The organism is Pelagicoccus albus (genome assembly GCF_014230145.1).
GTDB lineage: Bacteria > Verrucomicrobiota > Verrucomicrobiia > Opitutales > Opitutaceae > Pelagicoccus > Pelagicoccus albus.
In genome coordinates, this window is sequence record NZ_JACHVC010000006.1 from 116,836 (window position 1) to 136,079 (window position 19,244).

Consider the following 19,244-nt stretch of genomic DNA (forward strand, 5'->3'; position numbering starts at 1 on the left):
ATTGTATCTCAGCTCTACAAGTAAAACAACCAGCTCCGAGGAGCTATCAGGTGCTACGCACTTCGATAGCTCTTTGTTTTGGTTCTAGTGAGTGGGGCATTCTAACGCTAGCTGACAGTATTTCAGTCTTGTGCGTTACGGCGGCGGAAAAGTTGTTTTGCCAACAGTTGGGACGCCGAAGCTACCGCTCCACATAGCGCGGTAATTCCCGCGATGATGGGGAGAAATATGTGTACAGCTGCGAGTAGGATGAGCTCTTCCATAGGGGTGTTGGTTGAGTTTGTTATTGGACTTCAAATGAAAGAGCAAGTTAAAATAGTTGTAAATACCTATATGTAATACAGTTATCCTGTAGTGTTTATACGGAGGATTGCGTGGTCTTGTCGTTCCGGCGTTCTCTAGCTTGCCGATTAGGCTGTTTTGAAGTCGGATGCTTGGATGAGTCGGAACATGTGTTACAGGTGTAATAGGCCTAGGGCGGTGTGCTGGTGTGGCCAGATCAAGCCTATGCCGTCTCGCACGAAGTTCGTGATTTTGATGCATCCGTACGAGCACCGCCGAGTGAAGCTGAATACTGGCCGACTTACCCATTTTTGCCTTGCTGACAGCGAACTGATCGTTGGCGATCGCTTCGACAATCATGACCGCGTGCAGTCCCTCATACACGACCCGGCAAACTTTCCCGTACTTCTTTACCCAGGGAGTGATGCAAGGGACCTATCGAAAGGGGAGCTCGCCGAAGATGACTTTGTCGGGCGTCGTTTGGTGGTTTTCTTGTTAGATGGTACTTGGAGAAAGGTACGTCCCATGTTGCGGGAGAGCTTAAGCCTTCAGGCTTTGCCCAAGATCATGTTCTCGGAGGCAGCCCCCAGCCGTTATCTTTTTAAGAAACAACCGGAGCCTGGCTGTCTCTCTACCTTGGAGGCAGCTCATGAGCTCCTTTTGGTTTTGGACCGATACGGACTTGATGACTATTCGCAGCCGGACCAAATGCTCGACCTCTTCATGAGCATGCAGGTGTATCAGGTGAACCGTGAACGCGAGAATCGAAAGACCGGATCCGTTCCAAAAAAAGACCGGTCTGGTGCAAATACTCGTTTCAACCCCTCTAAACGAAGGAAGGTTTTCACCAGCCAGAAACGGGACCAAGCGTAGACGGGAGTTGGTTTAACAGCATCATCCCTTATCCTTTGTCCAGAATGGATCGTTCGAGAAACAGTAAACTCCCCGGAAAATCCGGCAGCCTTCATCCCAGGAATCCGCACGCAGGGCGGTATGACTTCGATGCGTTAAGCCAAGCGTTGCCTAGCCTTGCGCCTTTTCTTCGGAGCAATCCGAAGGGAGATCAGACGATTGACTTCAGTGACGAGCAGGCAATACGCGCCTTGAATTCAGCCCTTTTAGCGCACCACTATGGTATCAGCCATTGGATGATCCCTGCGGGTTATCTCTGTCCAGCCATACCGGGAAGAGCCGATATGATCCACTATCTTGCGGATCTACTGGCCAGTTCAAATGGCGGAGAGGTTCCTCGAGGAAAGCAGGTTCGCGTTTTGGATATCGGTACGGGGGCGAATTGCATTTATCCAATCCTCGGTTGTCGGAGCTACGGATGGCAATTTGTGGGAACAGATATCGACCCTGTTTCGATTAAAACAGCACGCTTGATCGTCGAAGCGAACGCATGCCTGAAAAACCAAATTAAGCTGGTTCGACAAAAAGAGCCCTCGATGATTTTCAAGGGGATAATCCGCCCCGGCGACTGGTATGAACTAAGCTTGTGCAATCCTCCTTTTCATTCCTCGGAGGGAGAGGCCAAGGCTAGTAATCTTCAGAAGCGTAAGAACCTGTCCAAAGGAAAAGGTGTCAAGAAAACGGATACGCTTAATTTTGGCGGTCAGCAGGCCGAGCTTTGGTGCGAAGGCGGTGAATTGCGCTTTCTCACGCAGATGATCCGAGAAAGTCGCGATTTTGCTCAACAGGTGGGTTGGTTCTCTAGCTTGGTCTCCAAAAGCGAAAACTTGCCTATCCTTAAGCAGGAACTGAATCGTTGGGGAGCGGCCCGAGTGGAAGTGCTTCCTATGAGCCAAGGTCAAAAGGTCAGCAGGGTGCTCGCTTGGAAGTGGGAAACGGCTGGCGGCGGCCAGAAAGGTGGCCGACCCGAGAAACGTTTTTAGAGTCCCAGTCGAAACTCGCTACAATTCGTCGTATTTAGCGTGGGTGCCTTTGGCTTTTTCCACGGGATACTTGGCGGCGTTTTTCTCAATCTTAGAAGATACTGCTTTGTTTAAATCGATACCCATTTCATGGCAAAGCAGGAGAAGATATGATGCGATATCAGCTACCTCTTCTTCGATCTGAACTCGTTTCTTGGATACGGTACCCGATACTTCTTCGGGTTTTTTCCATAGGAAAATCTCTTGAAGCTCGGCGGCCTCGATCGAAAGCGCTATGGCGAGATCCTTAGGGTTGTGGAACTGCTTCCAGTCGCGATCGTCACGAAAGGCAGTGAGCTTTTCAGTTAGTTGAGAAAGAGGATCTAGTGGCATGCTGGGCTTTGGCGAATGTTGAGGTTGAGGGCACTAGAGCGATTCGAGAAGCTTGCGGAGTTCCGCTTCTGGACCTTCGTGGTTTTGGTCCACCGCGAGTTTTAGAGCCCGCTCCAAACTAGGTTTCGCATCTTCGTTCCGCTGCAGGGCTAATAGGCTCTTCCCCTTCAGGATTTCGGCCATCATCCAGTCGTCCTTTTTGTTGATGCAAAAGTCTAGATGCTCGATCGCCTCCTCGTGATGCTCCTCTTCGATCAAAGCTTGAGCCAAAGAGAAGCGGAAGAGTTCGTTGTTCGGATTTTTGGATACGAGGGTTTGGAAGCGTTCTGTTTTCATAGGAAATATTGCTGGCTATCTTATTGGTGGTTCGCGACCAAGGTCGCTCCTACCGGGGAGTTCGCTGTGGATTTCGTGGAAACGGGCGTCGCGGTCGCCTTTGTTCATGCGGATGAATTTTGGTTTGGGCAGGCTTTGCAGAAATTGGCGGCCGTAGCTCTTGTGCAGGATGCGAGAGTCCAGAATGGTGACTACTCCCTTGTCGTCGCGGGTCCGAATGAGCCGGCCAACACCTTGGCGAAACTTGACCAAGGCCTCCGGCAAATTGAGCTCGGCAAAAGGGTTGCCACCTCGTTCTTTGATGTGCTCTGACTTCGCCTCCGCGATCGGATGAGTCGGCACGTCGAAGGGAAGGCGGGTAATGATCACTTGCTCCAGAGCCGAGCCGGGGACGTCGACCCCGGTCCAGAAACTATCGGTGCCGAAGAGGACTCCATTCCCCGCTTCGTGGAAGGCGGCGGTCATTTCGCTGCGACCCATCCCTTGTCCTTGAGCGAAGAAGGGGCGTCCTGCGTCGAGGAATTCGTTTTGCAAGACATCAGAAACCTTTCGCAGGTCCGAGTAGCTGGTGAAGAGCACTAGGGTGCCTCCTGAAACTTTGGATACGCAGTAGCGGATGTAGTCGGTCAATACCTCGATGGCCAGCTTTTGGTCTTGCGGGGAGGGGGCTGGCACGTCGGTGGCGACGTAGATGCGAGTATTGTTTTCGTAGTCGAAGGGCGAATCGACCAGCACCGCCTTTTCATGCTCCGCCCCGATCTTCACTTGGAAGGGGTGCATGTCGCGGGCTATCGACAGCGTCGCGCTGGTCAAGGTCACCGAAATATCCTTGTTGAAAAGTTCTTCTCGCAGATAGGGAGCGATATCGATCGGCGCGGTGCGCAAGGTGCAGATGTTTCCGGTTCGTCCGCTTTTTTCGATCCAATGCACGTGGTCTTCTTCTGCCAGATCGATGAAGCGACGAATGCCGGTATAATAACTATGGATACGGCCGCGATGGTCCTTGATCTCGTCGTGCATTGGGCCGTCCTCGATTTTCGAAAGAATGCCGTCCATTGTCTGCACGCAGGCGCGAAGCGGACCGACCAAGGTAGGCTCGCACCAGCCGAGTTCGGATATGCGTACGATCTTATGTTTGGCCAGGTGAGTCGCGATCAGATAGCCGAAAAATTCTTGGCAAGCCTCTTGTGCGTCGATGATGCACTGCAGCTGCTTCGGGTGAGCGAATTTTCTAACGATGCCCGATTTGCGTTTCGGATTGAAGAGCATCTTCAGTTGCCGGTCCACACCGTAGCTCGAGATACGGGCTCCGAAGTGCTCGGTGGCGACTTCCGCAGTGGTATGGGCTTCGTCGATGACGAGAAAATCGTCCGGCAAGAGGATCCCTTTTGCTCCCGGTGCGAGGCCTCCTGCATTGAGAAGGGCGAAGAGCAAAGAGTGGTTAACGATGACGACTTGAGCTTTGCGCATTTCTGCGCGGGCCCTCTGGTAGTGGCAGCTGTTGTGGTCGCAATTCTTGCGGTTGCAGGCAGAGCCCTCGGCATTGACCTGTTCCCAAACGTCGAAGTTGGGCAGCGGGTTCATCTCCTGGCGGAGACCAGTCTTGGTCGTTTCAGCCCAGACGGCGATTCGCTGCAGCTCCTCGAATTCGTCGGTCGGGAAGAGTTCGGTCTTGTTGCGAATAGCGTTGGCCAGCCGAGTAGGGCAGAGGTAGTTGCCTTTGCCAACCAGGACCGCCGACTTGAAATCCGCGTACTTCTCCAGCTCCGGAATGGCCCGAAACAGGTTGCGGCAAATCTCCAGATCCTTCCGCTGCAACTGCTCCTGAAGGGAGATGGTGTGAGAGGAAACGACGCAGGGGCGCTGGCTCTCGGTGGCGTGCACGATTCCCGGAAGCAGGTAGGCAAGGGATTTACCCACACCGGTACCCGCCTCGAAAATGAGCGGTTTGTCGAGATTCATGCCCGCTGCCACCGCCCGAGCCATTTGCTCCTGCTGAGGCCGATGCTCCAGCTTCAAGGCGTTTTGCAAGTATCCACCTTCCTCGAAGACGCGTCCTATCAGCCCCGGCAAATGGACGGAGGAAGGAGCGCTTTCTTGGTCGTTGGGAGAGATCATTAGCGGCGGCTGGCGTGGCTTGTTGTTAGAATTCCAAGGAATGGGGTCGAGCAAAATAGACTCTAAGCCCGACTGGAAGGAGGGCTTCCGCTGGATCTGGTGAACTTAACTGAAGGGTAGGCTGCTTGGGTGGCGTTGAATCTTGCAGCGGGTTTTTCCTCTTTCGTCTTCGAATTTGTATTCGAGAAACGCTAACGGATGTGAAAACTCACCGCTCGTCCCTCGCCATTTTTCACTCTCCTGATGTCTCAAGTTTCCACCGAAAGCCCTTCCTCGAAATCCGGCCCTAAGCCACGTCACCCGCTCTACTGGGTGCCGTCTCTGTACCTCGCAATGGGCTTGCCGAATGTGACCGTAGGCGTGGTGGCGGCGATCCTCTATAAAAACATGGGGATCTCGAATCAGGACATCGCCCTGTACACGTCCCAAATGTATCTGCCTTGGGTGCTCAAGCCGCTCTGGGCCCCGTTTCTAGAGCCCTTCAAGACCAAGCGTTGGTGGGTGATCAGCATGGAATTCGCCATGATGGCCTCGCTCGGCATGGTGGCTTTCTCTTTGCCTCTAGATGGCTTCTTCCGGCTGTCCTTGGCTTTCTTTTGGATAACAGGCTTTGCGTCCGCCACCCAAGACATCGTGGCTGACGGTGTCTACATGACGACCATGAAGCGCAAGGACCAAGCACGCTACGCCGGGGTGCAGGGAATGTGTTGGAATCTTGGAGCGGTCATCGCGTCCGGTTTGTTGGTGACCTTGACCGGCTGGCTTCGCAACGGGCTGGAGCTGAGCTGGGCCCACTGCTGGATGATCGTGATGGGCGGTACTGCCTTGGCCATGGGAGGCTTTGGGCTTTGGCACCTGAAGACCTTGCCGGTGGGCGAGGTTTCACCCTTGGCGGGGCAGAAGGCCAGCGCGGCTTGGCCTGCCCTGAAGAAATCTTGGGTCAGCTTTTTCCAAAAGCCGCAGATCTGGATGATGTTGACCGTGGTCTTCTTCTATCGCTTCGGCGAGGGATTCATCGAAAAATTCGGCCCCTTGTTCATGCTCGACCCCAGAGAGGTCGGAGGCTTGGGGCTGGATAACGAAGCTCTCGGCTACATTAGCGGCACGGTCGGAACCATCGCTTTCATCGCAGGCGCCTTCCTTGGCGGATTTCTGGTAGCCCGCCTATCGCTGAAACGATCCTTCTTCCTTTTGGCCCTGATTCTAAACGTACCCAACGCGACCTATTTCATTCTCAGCCAGACCCTGCCGGACAATCTTTACGTGATCGGAGGCATTGTAGCCTTGGAGAAGTTTGGCTTCGGAATGGGCTCGGTGGGCCACATGCTCTACATGATGCAGCAGCTTGCTCCGGGGCCCTTTAAGATGACTCACTACGCCTTCGCGACTGGCGTAATGGCCATGACGCGATGGTCGACCGGTTCGCTCAGCGGCTGGGTGTATTCGCTTTGCGGGGAGAACTATTCCACCTTTTTCGTCTTTGTGCTGCTGGCTTCGGTGCCGCCAATCGTCCTAGCGTGGATGGCTCCGTTCCCCTTGGATCATGAAGAGGAATAGGCCGAAGAGAATCCCGCTTAGCGGCGAGTTAAAGCTCGATTAGCACCAGATCGCCGATTTCCGCGAAGTCGAATAGCTCGATCATCTCCCGGTTGCGTAGCAAGACGCAGCCTCCGCTCGCTGGCTCGCCGATGCGGTCCTCGTGGTTGGTTCCATGGATGTAGACGTAGCGATTGTAGGTATCGCGATCGCCGCCTTGGTTGTGCCCCGGCTCCAAGCCCTCCAGCCAGAGGATGCGGGTGGTGACTAGGTTTTTCTCCTGCTCCTCCTCGGGGAGCTCCCAATAGAGCTCGCCGCTGTCGATTCTGGAACGCAGCACAGCTCCCAGTTTCGAAGAGCCGCCGTGCTTCTCTGCGATGCGATGTAGACCGGTCGGAGTGCCAAAAGAATTCTCCACGCAGCTGGGTGGTTTTTTTCCCGTGGAGACTACGAATTCCCGCCAGAGCCGCCCGTTCTGGAAACCCCGCATCCGCTGCTTGGCGATTGAGACGTGCAGTATTCGCGCTGTTTGCTTGATCTCGAGGGAGTCGAGCTTATGGGTGATCGGCTGCAATAAGTCCGAGGACATAAATAAAATGGGTTACAAAGTAGGCATCGTTGGAGCGACCGGAGCGGTCGGCCAAGAATTTATCAAGCTTCTAGGCGAAAGGGAATTTCCCCTTTCGGAACTGAAGCTGTTTGCTTCCGCTCGATCTGCAGGAAAACAGGTCGAGGCGTTGGGGCAAACCATTACCATCGAAGAAGCCACCGAAACCTGTTTTGAAGGACTCGATTTCGTGCTTTTCAGCGCCAATGGCGATCTCTCCAAAAAGCTTTGTCCCGCCGCCGCCAAGGCTGGCGCCGTAGCGATCGACAACAGTTCCGCCTTCCGCATGGATCCCGAAGTGCCGCTCGTAGTGCCGGAGATCAATGGTGAAGCGGCTCGGGCGCACAAGGGCATCATCGCTAATCCGAACTGCTCGACTGCGATCTCTCTGATGGGGGCCTACCCGCTGCACAAGAAGTTTGGCCTCAAGCGTATGATCGCTTCCACCTACCAAGCCGTGAGCGGTTCCGGGGCGGAGGCCATGCAAGAGCTCGAAGACCAGGTTAAGGCTTGGTCTGCGGGTGAACCGATCGAAAAGAACGTCTATCCACACCAGATCGCATTCAATGCCCTTCCACACGTCGATGTGTTCTTGGAAAACGGATACACCAAGGAAGAGATGAAGCTGGTCAACGAAAGCCGCAAGATCATGGCACTGCCAGATCTGGTTGCTTCTTGCACCTGTGTCCGCGTTCCCGTGATGCGTTCGCACTCCATCTCCATCAACGCCGAGTTCGAGCGTCCCGTATCTGTAGAAGAAGCGCGTGCCGCGATCGCGGAAGCTCAGGGCGTGGACCTAGTCGACGATCCGGAGAATAAGGTTTACCCCATGCCGCTCGACTTCGCGGGCAAGGTGAACTGTGGCGTCGGCCGTATCCGCAAAGACCTAGGCTACGAAAACGGCCTAGCGTTCTGGGTAGTCGGCGACCAGCTCTGGAAGGGTGCTGCTCTCAATGCCATCCAGATTGCGGAATACCTGATCAAGTAAAGCCGCGGTTCGTAGCTAACGAATTTCAGCCAAACGGCGACCCATTCCCGGGTCGCCGTTTTTCTTTGGAAAAGGTAGGAGCGACCTTGGTCGCGATATTTAAACAGGCGAGATCTCCGGTCTCCATGGTGCGTGACTATCTACACGCTTGACCCTCATCGACTGAAATATGAATAAATAATTATAATTAATTATATGTACGGAAAAAGCCCCCTGTGTTTCCTCCTCTTGATTACAGCTAGCTTGCTCTCAGCTGAGCCTCTAGAGATCTATTATTTTGCTAACCAGCAGGCTTACCGGCTGGATGGCTTTGACAGAGAGACTCCTCAGCTTACTGAGGTTTCGGCCGAAGTTGTGTCCGACTTCGAGGGCCACCGACACGAAGCTTGGTGGGTAAAAGGCGAATTGCCTCTGAAATCTGAATACGCTGCCACCTTGTCGAATTACACGACTAAGCGTATCGCCAACAGCTACAAGGAGAGGTACAGGTCGAAAAGGTATAAGGTTTTTATGCGGCTAGACGAGGCCTTTGAGAGCTTGGCGGAACCGGAAGATCCATACAGTCTGCTTCGCATCGTGGGCTGGATCAAAGATGGAGAGTTTACTCGGTTTACCTGTTCGGCGATGGACTTAGCTGAACTCGAAATCACGGAATCCGAATTTGGCGGATTTCCCGTTTGTTACTATGTTCAAGATGGAGAGTTGGTTCGAAGAAAGACTGTCTACAGGTGGGATCGGTATTTGCTGGGTGAAGAAACCAACGATCGCTCCGCAAACTTGAAAGAAAAGAACAACGAGGGCCGCGGCTCTCTTCATTTTGCTGCAGCCAATGGGAACGTGGACCTAGCTCGGCAGATTTTGGAGGAGAACAAGAAGTTCGTGAAATCCTCGGATCGTTATCAAGGCAGTGCCCTTTTCTTTGCCGCTGCTAACGGTAGGGAAGAAGTGGTCGAGCTTTTGCTATCGTACGAGGCTCCCATAGCGGATGGTAACCAGGGGCGTCGATCCATCCTTAGTGAGGCCAGTCGCAACGGGCATTTACCAGTGGTAAAGCTAATGGCTCCTGGCAAGCCCAAGGGGAGTGAGATGAAATGGCATTATTCGTGGGCGGCGTCGGATGCTCTGAATGAAAACTACGATGATGTAGCCATGTACCTGATCGAAAATGGGGCTAATTTTACCGTAAAGGAAACTGAATACGATCAATACGTTTTGGCGAAGTTTGCAGCAGGCTATCCTGAGTTGGGATTTAAGCTGATCGATAAGTTCAAGCTGGAGCCAAATGTAAGTAGAAATGGATACAACCTACTGCATTCTGTAGCTTCATATGCGGATGTGTCTCTACTCGAACGAGTCCATTCTATGGGGGTCGACTTGAAGGAAAAGTCTAGGGCAGGTATGTTTCCGGTCGATCATGCCATTGGTTTGGGCAATGTGGAATCGATCTGCTGGTTTCTCGATAATGGCGGCCGTTATGAAATCGAGGGTAAGCATGTGGATCCCTTCAAGTATGCCATATCCAACGACCAAATTTCATCAGTAGAGTGTCTGATTGGATACGGTTATGATGTAAACCGAGAGATCCTCCCTAGAATGACGCCCTTGATGTTTGCCTGCTATTTTCGCCGTTTTGAAATAGCGAAGGCTTTGGCGGATGCGGGTGGCGTTTATTTGTTGGATAGTCCGCATGCCGAATTGACAGCGATCCGACTGATCGAAGGAGATCAGGCTGATTTAGTGGCTCGATTGATCGAACAGGGCTGGGAGCAGGATCGCTTGGTATTGGGAGAGTTATCCCTGCAAGCTTGCTCAGAGTTTTTTGAATCCGATACCGTCAAAGAAATGCTAGAGACTCGAGGATGGATACAGGAAGAAGCCGATCTGGTTACACTCGCGAGTCTCGATGAAAGGCCAAATGTGCTGAAGACCTTCGAAGCGGATTATCCAGCGAAACTTCAAGAGAAGTTTGGAGACTTGGATATCGTGGTACGCTTAGCTCTTAGCGGGAAAGGGACCCCGGTCTTAGTCGATATGCAGCTTTCTGAAGAGCAAGAGGAATTACGAGAGTTGGTGGAGCAGGGACTTTACGCTATGCGGCTCACACCCTCTACGCAGGGGGGAGAATCAGTTTGCTTCACTTTAAAAACGAAGATCCAGCTCAAGTCGGATTTTGATTTGAGTGAGTTGTTCGAGCTCTCCGACGTAGATATGAAGCCTCAGGCTCTTGTTATGGCCACGCCTTTATATCCCTTCTCGATGCAGTCGAAAAAGGCGAGAGGACGGGTTGTCGTGCAGTTTATCCTCGGTCCAAACGGGAAAGTCTACCGAGCTCATGCGATATCCTCGACTCATTATGAATTTGAGGAACCTGCCATATTGTGTGTGGAGGAAAGTGTTTGGCAACCGGCTCGGAAGAACGGCACGCCCGTTGCCTGCAAAATTCGAATCCCCATCCAATTTGCTCCCTAGAAAAAAACGTCTGGTCCTTCGACCAGACGCTGTTGCATCAAAACGTAATTCTTGGGGCTAGCCGTAGACGGGGCCGTAGTTTTGGCAGGCTCGGAAATCCGCTCCTTCCAGGTCGGCAGTTCCGAAGGCTCGCCATGAGCTGGGACGAAAGACGCGCTCTTCGCTTACATTGTGCATGTAGACTGGTATCCGTAGCATGGATGCGAGTGTGATGAAGAGATGGCCGACGTGACCGTAGGTCATGACGCAGTGGTTTGCTCCCCAATTGTTCATGACTTCGTAAGTAGATACGAAGGGTCCCTTGCCATTGAGAATGGGTGAGAACCAGGTGGTTGGCCAAGTCGGGTTGGTGCGTTGGTCGAGCGTGTCGTGGACATCGTCCGGTAGCTCCACGGTCCAACCTTCAGCCAACTGCAGGGCAGGGCCGAGTCCGTCGACTAGATTGATTCGCGTCATGGTTACGGGCATTCCGCCACGTGTCTTGAAGCGAGTGCTCCAGCCACCACCCGGGAAATACTCGGACATGGATGGGTGCCAAGTCGTGGCGTCGAGACAGGACTTAACCTCCTCGTCAGTGATATCCCAATACGGCTTCATGGCCGGTTGGCCGTCTATCGATTGCTGGCCGGTTCCGTCTAGAGCTGCAGGGCCGGAATTGATCAGGTGCAGCAGTCCTCCGCTGGCGTTTCCTTCGAGAGTGTGTCCGCTGGCCTTCTTGATCGCGGCAGGGCTCCAGTAGGTGCGAAGGTCGGCAAAGACTTGGGCGGTATTGGTCAGCAAATTGCCAAACAGCATGGTCGCTCCGTTTAGGGCGTCGTTTTCAGTCGCTACGATGTACGGGGCTCGTTTACCGTTCCAGTCGAATGAAGAATTAAGGATCGCTTCTAGGAAATCGCCATTCGGGAAATGGTCAGTCCATTGGCGTTGTCCTTGAAATCCGGATGCAAGGGCGAAGTGTCCCTGGGATTGTTCGCCGTAACCCATCTCCTTGAGCTTCGGATTGCCGATCATCAGGTCGCGAGCGATCAGCGTCATCTTGATGCTGTCCTCTAACTCCTTTTCGTGGTCCTCCTTGCTGCGGGTGTGGGCTTCGTCGTTGTAGTCCTCGCCGAACTTGAGGTTGGCTTTGGACCAGGCGAGGGCCTTTTTGTATTCATCTTGGTCATACTGGCCTTTCTGCATACGGCCAACGAACTCGGTCATGTCGATGTCCTCGACACGCATACCCAGCCACTTCTCCCAGAACTTGGGATCCACCATGGAGCCAGCGATTCCCATGCAGGTTCCACCCATGGAGAGGTAGCTTTTTCCACGCATGATAGCGACCGCTAGACCGCAGCGCACAAAGTTGAGGATCTTGCTTTCGACGTCCTCTGGAATGAAGTCGTCACCCGCGTCCTGCACGTCTTGCCCGTAGATTCCAAAAGCAGGGATGCCCTTTTGGGTGTGTCCTGCCAATACAGCTGCGAGGTAGACGGCTCCGGGACGTTCGGTTCCATTGAAGCCCCATACAGCCTTCGGTCGGATGGGATCCATGTCCATAGTTTCCGAGCCGTAGCACCAGCAAGGAGTTACGGTTAGAGTCAGGCCGATGTTTTGCGACTGGAATAGCTGCTCGCAAGCTGCCGCTTCCGCCGCGCCTCCGATGCAAACTTCTGGAATGACGCACTCTACTGGATCACCAGTCGGGTACTTCAAGGTTTCCGATATCAGGGCGGCCATTTTCTTGGCCTGAGCGAGGGTTTGTTCCTCGAGCGATTCTCTTACGCCACCGAGTCTTCCGTCGATGGTGGGGCGAATGCCCACTTTGGGCATCGTTTCTTTGGTAAGCGGGGTCATGCTCACAAACTACCTCAATTTCTCGGATTTAAGAATGGGAATCCTTGGAATGCTATGGATATTATCGAGATCCAGTTTATGAACCCTTTGCCCCTCTCCAGTCAGGTTTCCCAGCGGAAACTCTCTTCTTTTGTGCAGCCATCTGAATCTGGAGAGGAATTGATGGGACTGCTGGGCATGGAGGTGTGCGAGCCCGAGTATCGCATAGAACGAAACGGCTTTCCCTTCGTGCTGATGGAGTTCATCGAAAAGGGGAGTATGGATATTGTTTTGGACGGGGAGGAGCGTCGTCTGAAGCGAGGAGGATTGCTGTGCTATGGGCCGGGCTCTCGTGTGTCCATGCGGGTGACTAGCGAAGGCGGCTGCACGAAGCATTTCATCGCCCTTTGCCCGAGCTCGATTCCCACGCTATCGAGCTTTCGTGGTCTGCTTTCGGAAGGCGGAAGCGTACTTTCAGACAAGGCACCGGTTATCCCGATGATGAAGTTTATAAGCCTGATCGGTGATTTGGCGGACGAGGCAGCCCTTTGGGATTCGCTAAGCCGAGCCATCGACTCGCTTGGACATTTTGTTCGATCAATCCCGCAGGAGGGAAAAGTGGACTCCACTCCGTCGGATGAGGTCTATCGTCGAATCGCTCTTTTCGTAGGGGAGAATTTCATGACACTGAGAAATCTCGAGGAGATCGCTCGCAAATGCGGCTACGACAAATCCTACCTTTGCCAACTCTATCGCCGCTACTCCGATGTTTCCCCTTATCAGCAACTGGTGCGGATGAAGGTCGAGTACGCCTGTATCCTGCTAGAGACTACAAATTGGACGGTTAAGGCTATCGCTCAGAATTTGGGCTACGAAGATTCTCTACACTTTTCCCGACTCTTTCGGTCGAAGGTCGGAGTTAGCCCCAATGCGTTTCGTTCTAAGCGGGCCTGAATCGGATTTTGTTTTGTCACAGGATTTCAACGATTTGGAGGAGTCCTATTGGTTTACCATTTTTGTGTTGGTAAGCCCTGCGCTGAGGGCTTAGTTCAATTGCATCATTCTGCGCTATGAAGTTTAATCGTCCGTTTTTAGCCCGCCTCCTAGGCTCGCTCCTTTTGGCTGCAAGCTCGCTATGGGCTGAAGAGTACAATCTCTACCAATTCGATGAAAGCATGACCATCGAGGATGTGGAACAGCTCGAAAAGGGAAATGGGGGAGAGAATGCTGAAGAGACCCTCGCTAAGCCATACGTTATCATGGTGTCACTGGATGGTTTTCGCCATGATTACGTGGAACTGCATGGAGCAAAGAATCTGCAGGAGATGAAGGAAAGTGGCAGTTTCGTAAGCCGGCTAATTCCATCCTTTCCCTCCAAGACCTTCCCGAATCACTACACTATCGCGACTGGCATGTACCCCGCCCACCACGGCCTGGTGGGGAACTCATTTTATTCTCGGACTAGAAAGGCAGAGTATCGGCTTGGTAACCGTGATGCGGTAGAGGATGGAGACTGGTATGGAGGCACGCCGCTTTGGGTCCTTGCGGAAAAGCAAGGCATGCGCTCGGCTTCCTTCTTTTGGGTTGGCTCCGAAGCCGATGTGCAAGGCATCCATCCGTCATCGCATTTTCAATACCAGAAAACGCTCCCTTATCCGCTTCGAATCGAGAAGGTGAAGCGTTGGCTTGAGGAACCTGCTTCAACGAGGCCGCACCTGATAATGCTATACTTTTCCCTGACCGATACGGCTGGTCATGTGTACGGACCGGAAGCCCCGGAAACGGGCAAGGCCGTCCGCCATGTCGACGAACTTATCGGCCAGCTGCGTGATTATGTTCGAGCGAGCGAATTACCGGTTAATCTCATTGTAACGGCGGATCATGGAATGTCATTAGTCGACGGATACGTGAATGTCCGAGACTTTGTCGATCTGAAGGGGGCTCGATTCGTATCGGGACCGATGGCTATGATCTATACCGATTCTGAGAGTGAAACGGACCGGATTTTCGCTGAGCTACAGGGGCAGGAGAAGTTCGAGTGCTATCGGGAGGGGACTCTCCCGAGCTATCTCAACTTCTCCAATTCGGATCGGATTGGGGATATCGTTTTGGTTGCCCAAGCTCCGGACCAGCTCGGCTACTTCGATGTCGAAATGGCTTGGTCGAGCGGAACCAAGGCCACGCATGGCTTTGACCCGTACCGTAACGATGAGATGGGAGCCATCTTCATTGCCGAGGGACCATCCATCCAATCCGGTCTGGAGCTCTCGCCTGTGGAGAATATCCACATCTACCCATTGGTTGCCTCCATCCTCGGGCTTGAGGTTCCCGACAATATCGACGGCCGCAGCGAAGTCTTAGCTCCGCTGTTAAAGAAGTAGGAGCGACCTTGGTCGCGATCAGCAGGTGTCAGCCTGCTGCGGAACTCGGCTTTAAACGACGAAGGCTACCTGGATGCCGGGGCCGTGAACGCCTTCGATGAGGATGCCTTCCACGTCCGCCGTTTTGGACGGCCCGGTCGCGAAGATGATAGACGGATCGTCGCCGAACTTGGAAATGGCTTCGCCGACAGTGGCCACGATGTCTTGCTTTTTAACTACGGCAACGTGGATCCAAGGGGCGAGGGCTCCCAGTCGAGCGGAAGTATCGCGATCGGTGAACATCAAGGTTCCGCTTTCCGCGACCGCAGCGGTCGCTTTGGTGATGCCAAATCTGTATTCGTCGATCTTGGACTCATCGTATTCGGTCTCGAAGGTGATGCCTTCAAGCTTATCAAAGAGCGGAGCTAACTCCGGGTCGCAGTAGCCGAAGGCACTGTCCTCGCTGAGCAGCAGTTCTGCTAGTTTCTGGCTGTCGTTGTAATAGCGAGAAGAGGCGAAGGCCAGCTTGTCAGCCAGTTGGGCTTCGAGGGTATCGAAGTCGCCTGCAGGACGGCTCACGGGAAGTTTGTTATCCCAGTCCGGCTTGGCAGCTCTCTCTGGAAGGGGAGCCAGAGCGGAGCGGATAGCGGAGAATATTTTTTCGCGGTCTGATGACATGACGGGAGATCGGTTTCTTGATTTTTCAGTTTGGTTCGCGAGTTCGCTTCTACTTTTTCTTCCGGTTCTTGAACCACTTGCGGAAGTCGCCCCCTTGGAATTTCGGTAGCTTACGGGTGCCTTGCCAGCTTTGGGCAGAAGGGTGGGGAACCAGCTGAGTCGGGATGTAGTTCATGGTATGGCCCATGGTCAGAGCTGTCTTCCACATGCTCGGTTGGGAGCAAAGGGTCGCCCACATGCCGAGCTTTGGCGTGCCCTTCATGGCTTCGCTCGCTCCTTCGCGCTTGGCTTTATCGCGCAAACGGAGAAGCAAATCCGGTATCGGGATGTTGACAGGGCAGACTTCATTGCACGCTCCGCAGAGGCTGGATGCCTTTGGCAAATCCGCTAATTGCGGGAAGCGATTGCCGGCCAAGAGCGGGCTAAGAACCGCTCCAACTGGACCTGGGTAAACGCTGCGGTAGGCGTGTCCTCCTGACTGGCGGTAAATCGGGCAAACGTTGAGACAGGCTCCGCAACGGATACAGCGAAGGATTTCGCGGCAGTCGGAGGCCAGCACCTCTGTTCGGCGATTGTCCACGAAGATGATGTGCATCTCCTCTGGGCCGTGCGGTTGCTCGGGGCGCTTGGGTCCGCCGATAAACTGGTTGTAGACGGTGAGCTGCTGGCCGGTGCCGGAGCGTCCGATCAAGTTTAGAAACAAGGCTAGGTCCCGATCGGTAGGCACGATCTTTTCGATGCCAACCATGGCGATGTGCACCTTGTTGGCCGCCATGCAGAAACGAGCGTTTCCTTCGTTGGTAACGATAGCGATGCGTCCTGATTCTGCGGATACGAAATTGGCGCCCGTTAGTCCGACGTCCGCATCGAGATACTTTTGACGCAAGTGAGCACGGGCTCGGCGAGTGATGGTTTCCGGATCGTCGTTGTATTCACCCAATCCCTCGCGTTCGAAACTCTTGGCGATGCCACGGCGATTTTTGTGAACGATCGGTGTGACGATGTGGGAAGGGTGGTCTCCGTCGATCTGAAGAATGAATTCTCCCAAGTCGGTTTCCACGACTTCCTTCCCGCTTTTTTCCAGGAAGTCCAAGAGGTGGATTTCTTCGGTCAGCATGGACTTGGATTTGACCATGCTTTTGCAACCCTTCTCGTTCATGATGTCCAAGACCTTTTGGCGGGCCGCGGTCTCGTCGAAGGCGAAGTGGACCTTCGCTCCGTTGCGCGTGAAGCTTGCTTCGGCTTGCTCGAGGTATTGGTCCAAGTGTTCGAGGGTGTGCTGCTTGATCTTGCCGGCGGTTTCGCGGAGCTTGTCGGGGTCGGCGTAGTCGCGGCCGAGGGCGGCGTAGCGACGTTCGGACTTCATCTTGGCCCCGATGAAGTTTGCCTCGTGAACTTCGTCGCTTAGGTCGCGGGCGACGGTATCGATTTTTTGCTTGGTCTTCATGGCAGACGTTTGGGGAGGAGGGTCTTAGATTTTGCCCGCGTTCTTTAGCGAGTCGCGCAGTATTTGGGCGAGGTGGAGGCGTTTGGTCTTCAGGCCTCGCTTGTCCATCATGCCGCCGAAGTGCATCATGCAGCCCATGTCCGCGGCTCCAACTATGTCCGGCTTACAGGCTACGAGATTCTCGATTTTCAGCTCGCCCATCTTTTCCGAAATATTGGGGAAACTCACCGAGAAGGTTCCGCCGAAACCACAGCATTGCTCGACTTCGTCGATCGGTTGAACGGTGAGGTCTTCGATTGAATTGAACAAAGTAGCAACAGCCTCCGGCGAACGCGAACCGCGAAGGTGGCAGCTCCGGTGGAAGGTCATGTTGGCCTTCAGCTTACCCGGCCATTCAGTGATGCCGAGGCCATGTACGATGAAGTCGGCGAGTTCCCAGGTCCGGTTGGCCAGGGCTTGAATTTCCGGCAGGTCGGCTTCCTTTTCGAAAGCGAGCGGAGCTCCGTGGAAAACCATCGCCGCGCAGGAGCCGGAAGGAACGATGACTGGTTTGTCGCCGGTAAAGGTCTTCACCATGTGGCGTACGACTTTGCGTGAGCTTTCCCAGTCGCCCGCGTTAAAGGCAGGCTGTCCGCAGCAGGTCTGTCCTTCGGGGAGCTCGATATCGCAACCGAGGAACTCGAGTACCTCGACGGTGGCCTGGGCGACGTCTGCGTAAAAGGCATCGCATAGGCAAGTGGTCATCAACTGAACCGAGGTGGAAGTCGGTCGGTTTGGAGGTGTGTGAAGCAAACTCATGTCGTTAAATGGTAGAGATTTTCCGGATACGTATAGCTAGGACGAATTTTTTGATTTTCGGCTCGCGAGCACGGCTTTGTATTTTTGGTAGGCTGCTTTCCAGCTTTCTGGATCTTGGGGCTCGAAGGTTTTGACTTGTGCAGAGTTGGCCACGACCTGGCGTCCCTCCTTTAGGCTTCCGATGGCGCCAGATGCCAACATTTGTGTAATTATGTTACCAAGACCTGTGGCTTCGACCGGGCCAGCCTTTACGGTGATGCCGATGGCGTTGGCGGCGAATTGGTTGAGAAGGTTGTCCTGGCAGCCACCTCCGACAATGTGTAGGGAGGTCGGTTCTTTGACTACGTAAGAAATCAGGCGTTGCCAAACCTCGGAGTAGCGAAGGGCCAGGCTTTCGTAAATACAGCGAATGATTTGACCCGGCGTCTCGGGAATGGGTTGCCCGGTGTGGCGGCAGTAGGCTTGTACCTTTTCCGGCATGCGGCCGGCTTCTTCGAAGAGCGGGTCATCCGGGTAGATGAGGGAACGAAACGGTTCGGCTTCGCTAGCCAGGTCCGCCATACGCGAGTAGGGAATGTCCTCTCCGTTGGCTAGCCAGTGGCGACGAGATTCTTGTATTAGCCAAAGGCCGCAAATGTTTTTGAGGAAACGAACACCGTGGCCGACTCCGATTTCGTTGGTGAATGCGTCGATGAAGGATTCGTCAGAGATGTTTGGGCGGGGCAGGTCCAGCCCCATTAGGGACCAGGTGCCGCTACTTAGGAAAGCTGGGTTTTCCTCTTGGCTGGGGATGGCTGCTACGGCGCTGGCCGTGTCGTGTCCGGCGATAGTGACGACTTTGGTTTTGGTCAGTCCGGTCTTTTGGGCGACGTTTTCCAAAAGTGGTCCAAGCTCTTCTCCTGGATCGCTTATCTTTTTAAATAGCTTTTCGGGCATGCCGAGCCGCTCGATAAGGTCACGATCCCAATCTCGAATAATCGGATTGTAAAGCTGACTAGTGCTCACGACGCTGCGCTCTTGGGAGCGAACGCCAGAGAGCCAGTACGATATGAGGTCTGGGAGAAAAAGAAGGTCTGCCGCGATATCGAGAGCTGGGTTCTTGCGTTCCACTTCAGACAGAAGCTGGAAGATGGTATTGAAGAACATCAGCTGAATGCCGGTCGCTCGGTAGATCTCTTGCTTTCCGATTATTTGGTCGGCCAGATCCATCATCCCGTCGGTCCGCTTGTCGCGGTACTGATAGGGGAGGCCTAGAAGATTTCCTTGTTCGTCGAGCAGGCCGTAGTCTACTCCCCAGGTGTCGACTCCCACGCTTATGGGGCGGTCGGAATAGAGTTCTCCCGCTTTTTTAAGTCCGTCGACAATATTTCGATACAGATCGGTTATGTTCCAGTGCCAACCACTGGGAAGCTCTACGGGCGTGTTGTCGAAGCGGTTCAGCTCGCGGAGTTCGATGCGCTCGCCGTCGAATTCTCCGGCGATGACGCGTCCGCTGCCAGCTCCTAGGTCGACTGCAAGGTAGACTTGGTTGAGGCTCATG

The 19,244-nt window shown here is 53.9% G+C and carries 17 protein-coding genes; 7 read left to right on the forward strand and 10 right to left on the reverse strand.

Features of this window, described 5'->3' with window-relative positions:
• Window positions 1–122: 122 nt before the first annotated feature.
• Entirely contained in the window at window positions 123–263 is a 141-nt protein-coding gene (locus H5P27_RS03990; protein ID WP_185659085.1) for a hypothetical protein, read from the reverse strand.
• A 187-nt stretch (window positions 264–450) separates the two neighbouring features.
• Between H5P27_RS03990 and H5P27_RS03995 the strand changes: the two genes are divergently transcribed.
• Together H5P27_RS03995 and rlmF are read left to right on the forward strand one after the other, a co-directional pair.
• Window positions 451–1,155, forward strand: a complete 705-nt coding sequence (locus H5P27_RS03995) for a tRNA-uridine aminocarboxypropyltransferase (protein WP_246462507.1) — start codon at window positions 451–453, stop codon at window positions 1,153–1,155.
• Window positions 1,156–1,199: 44 nt separating this feature from the next.
• Entirely contained in the window at window positions 1,200–2,177 is a 978-nt protein-coding gene (rlmF, locus tag H5P27_RS04000; protein WP_185659087.1) for a 23S rRNA (adenine(1618)-N(6))-methyltransferase RlmF, read from the forward strand.
• Between the two features lie 18 nt (window positions 2,178–2,195).
• Here rlmF and H5P27_RS04005 read toward each other — a convergent pair whose 3' ends face one another.
• The 3 genes from H5P27_RS04005 to H5P27_RS04015 are packed head-to-tail and all read right to left on the reverse strand — an operon-like array spanning window position 2,196 to window position 5,003.
• Window positions 2,196–2,549: a nucleotide pyrophosphohydrolase gene (locus H5P27_RS04005; protein ID WP_185659088.1), complete on the reverse strand. Its 354-nt coding sequence runs from the start codon at window positions 2,547–2,549 to the stop codon at window positions 2,196–2,198.
• Between the two features lie 33 nt (window positions 2,550–2,582).
• The gene (locus H5P27_RS04010; RefSeq protein WP_185659089.1) at window positions 2,583–2,885 is read right to left on the reverse strand and encodes a molecular chaperone DnaJ; all 303 of its coding nucleotides are present in this window, start codon (window positions 2,883–2,885) and stop codon (window positions 2,583–2,585) included.
• A gap of 15 nt (window positions 2,886–2,900) precedes the next feature.
• Window positions 2,901–5,003: an ATP-dependent DNA helicase gene (locus tag H5P27_RS04015; RefSeq protein ID WP_185659090.1), complete on the reverse strand. Its 2,103-nt coding sequence runs from the start codon at window positions 5,001–5,003 to the stop codon at window positions 2,901–2,903.
• A gap of 243 nt (window positions 5,004–5,246) precedes the next feature.
• Here H5P27_RS04015 and H5P27_RS04020 point away from each other — a divergent pair, with 243 nt between their 5' ends.
• Complete coding sequence (locus H5P27_RS04020) at window positions 5,247–6,560, forward strand: MFS transporter (protein ID WP_185659091.1); 1,314 nt, start codon at window positions 5,247–5,249, stop codon at window positions 6,558–6,560.
• Window positions 6,561–6,588: 28 nt separating this feature from the next.
• On the opposite strand, the gene H5P27_RS04025 is transcribed toward H5P27_RS04020, so the two are convergent.
• Window positions 6,589–7,128 (reverse strand): L,D-transpeptidase, encoded by a 540-nt coding sequence (locus H5P27_RS04025; protein ID WP_185659092.1) that lies wholly within the window; start codon window positions 7,126–7,128, stop codon window positions 6,589–6,591.
• Between the two features lie 7 nt (window positions 7,129–7,135).
• On the opposite strand from H5P27_RS04025, the gene H5P27_RS04030 reads away from it, so the two are divergent.
• The gene (locus tag H5P27_RS04030) at window positions 7,136–8,134 is read left to right on the forward strand and encodes an aspartate-semialdehyde dehydrogenase (RefSeq protein ID WP_185659093.1); all 999 of its coding nucleotides are present in this window, start codon (window positions 7,136–7,138) and stop codon (window positions 8,132–8,134) included.
• Between the two features lie 195 nt (window positions 8,135–8,329).
• On the forward strand, window positions 8,330–10,603 hold the full coding sequence (locus H5P27_RS04035; protein WP_185659094.1) for a TonB family protein: 2,274 nt from the start codon (window positions 8,330–8,332) through the stop codon (window positions 10,601–10,603).
• Between the two features lie 57 nt (window positions 10,604–10,660).
• Here the strand turns inward: H5P27_RS04035 and H5P27_RS04040 are convergent, their stop codons facing one another.
• Window positions 10,661–12,442, reverse strand: a complete 1,782-nt coding sequence (locus H5P27_RS04040) for an L-fucose isomerase (protein WP_185659622.1) — start codon at window positions 12,440–12,442, stop codon at window positions 10,661–10,663.
• A gap of 54 nt (window positions 12,443–12,496) precedes the next feature.
• Between H5P27_RS04040 and H5P27_RS04045 the strand changes: the two genes are divergently transcribed.
• Window positions 12,497–13,375 carry an AraC family transcriptional regulator gene (locus tag H5P27_RS04045; protein ID WP_185659095.1) on the forward strand — a complete coding sequence of 293 codons (879 nt, stop codon included), beginning with the start codon at window positions 12,497–12,499 and terminating at the stop codon, window positions 13,373–13,375.
• Between the two features lie 116 nt (window positions 13,376–13,491).
• Window positions 13,492–14,802, forward strand: coding sequence for an alkaline phosphatase family protein (locus H5P27_RS04050; RefSeq protein ID WP_185659096.1), 1,311 nt, complete (start codon window positions 13,492–13,494; stop codon window positions 14,800–14,802).
• A 51-nt stretch (window positions 14,803–14,853) separates the two neighbouring features.
• Here the strand turns inward: H5P27_RS04050 and H5P27_RS04055 are convergent, their stop codons facing one another.
• From H5P27_RS04055 to H5P27_RS04070, 4 genes are read right to left on the reverse strand one after another with little or no spacing between them, the layout of a single operon-like run.
• Window positions 14,854–15,459, reverse strand: coding sequence for a LutC/YkgG family protein (locus H5P27_RS04055; RefSeq protein ID WP_185659097.1), 606 nt, complete (start codon window positions 15,457–15,459; stop codon window positions 14,854–14,856).
• Between the two features lie 49 nt (window positions 15,460–15,508).
• Window positions 15,509–16,906: a LutB/LldF family L-lactate oxidation iron-sulfur protein gene (locus tag H5P27_RS04060; RefSeq protein ID WP_185659098.1), complete on the reverse strand. Its 1,398-nt coding sequence runs from the start codon at window positions 16,904–16,906 to the stop codon at window positions 15,509–15,511.
• Window positions 16,907–16,930: 24 nt separating this feature from the next.
• Window positions 16,931–17,704 carry a (Fe-S)-binding protein gene (locus tag H5P27_RS04065; protein WP_185659099.1) on the reverse strand — a complete coding sequence of 258 codons (774 nt, stop codon included), beginning with the start codon at window positions 17,702–17,704 and terminating at the stop codon, window positions 16,931–16,933.
• A gap of 36 nt (window positions 17,705–17,740) precedes the next feature.
• On the reverse strand, window positions 17,741–19,243 hold the full coding sequence (locus tag H5P27_RS04070; protein WP_185659100.1) for a rhamnulokinase: 1,503 nt from the start codon (window positions 19,241–19,243) through the stop codon (window positions 17,741–17,743).
• Window position 19,244: the final 1 nt, after the last annotated feature.

Bases quoted from the DNA above. Each gene is read 5' to 3' on its own strand.
- H5P27_RS04065 (WP_185659099.1), bottom strand. From the start codon at position 17,704: ATGAGTTTGCTTCACACACCTCCAAACCGACCGACTTCCACCTCGGTT.
- H5P27_RS04050 (WP_185659096.1), top strand. From the start codon at position 13,492: ATGAAGTTTAATCGTCCGTTTTTAGCCCGCCTCCTAGGCTCGCTCCTT.
- H5P27_RS04055 (WP_185659097.1), bottom strand. From the start codon at position 15,459: ATGTCATCAGACCGCGAAAAAATATTCTCCGCTATCCGCTCCGCTCTG.
- H5P27_RS03995 (WP_246462507.1), top strand. From the start codon at position 451: ATGTGTTACAGGTGTAATAGGCCTAGGGCGGTGTGCTGGTGTGGCCAG.
- rlmF (WP_185659087.1), top strand. From the start codon at position 1,200: ATGGATCGTTCGAGAAACAGTAAACTCCCCGGAAAATCCGGCAGCCTT.
- H5P27_RS04030 (WP_185659093.1), top strand. From the start codon at position 7,136: ATGGGTTACAAAGTAGGCATCGTTGGAGCGACCGGAGCGGTCGGCCAA.
- H5P27_RS04020 (WP_185659091.1), top strand. From the start codon at position 5,247: ATGTCTCAAGTTTCCACCGAAAGCCCTTCCTCGAAATCCGGCCCTAAG.
- H5P27_RS04035 (WP_185659094.1), top strand. From the start codon at position 8,330: ATGTACGGAAAAAGCCCCCTGTGTTTCCTCCTCTTGATTACAGCTAGC.
- H5P27_RS04040 (WP_185659622.1), bottom strand. From the start codon at position 12,442: ATGACCCCGCTTACCAAAGAAACGATGCCCAAAGTGGGCATTCGCCCC.
- H5P27_RS04060 (WP_185659098.1), bottom strand. From the start codon at position 16,906: ATGAAGACCAAGCAAAAAATCGATACCGTCGCCCGCGACCTAAGCGAC.
- H5P27_RS04045 (WP_185659095.1), top strand. From the start codon at position 12,497: ATGGATATTATCGAGATCCAGTTTATGAACCCTTTGCCCCTCTCCAGT.
- H5P27_RS03990 (WP_185659085.1), bottom strand. From the start codon at position 263: ATGGAAGAGCTCATCCTACTCGCAGCTGTACACATATTTCTCCCCATC.
- H5P27_RS04070 (WP_185659100.1), bottom strand. From the start codon at position 19,243: ATGAGCCTCAACCAAGTCTACCTTGCAGTCGACCTAGGAGCTGGCAGC.
- H5P27_RS04025 (WP_185659092.1), bottom strand. From the start codon at position 7,128: ATGTCCTCGGACTTATTGCAGCCGATCACCCATAAGCTCGACTCCCTC.
- H5P27_RS04010 (WP_185659089.1), bottom strand. From the start codon at position 2,885: ATGAAAACAGAACGCTTCCAAACCCTCGTATCCAAAAATCCGAACAAC.
- H5P27_RS04015 (WP_185659090.1), bottom strand. From the start codon at position 5,003: ATGATCTCTCCCAACGACCAAGAAAGCGCTCCTTCCTCCGTCCATTTG.
- H5P27_RS04005 (WP_185659088.1), bottom strand. From the start codon at position 2,549: ATGCCACTAGATCCTCTTTCTCAACTAACTGAAAAGCTCACTGCCTTT.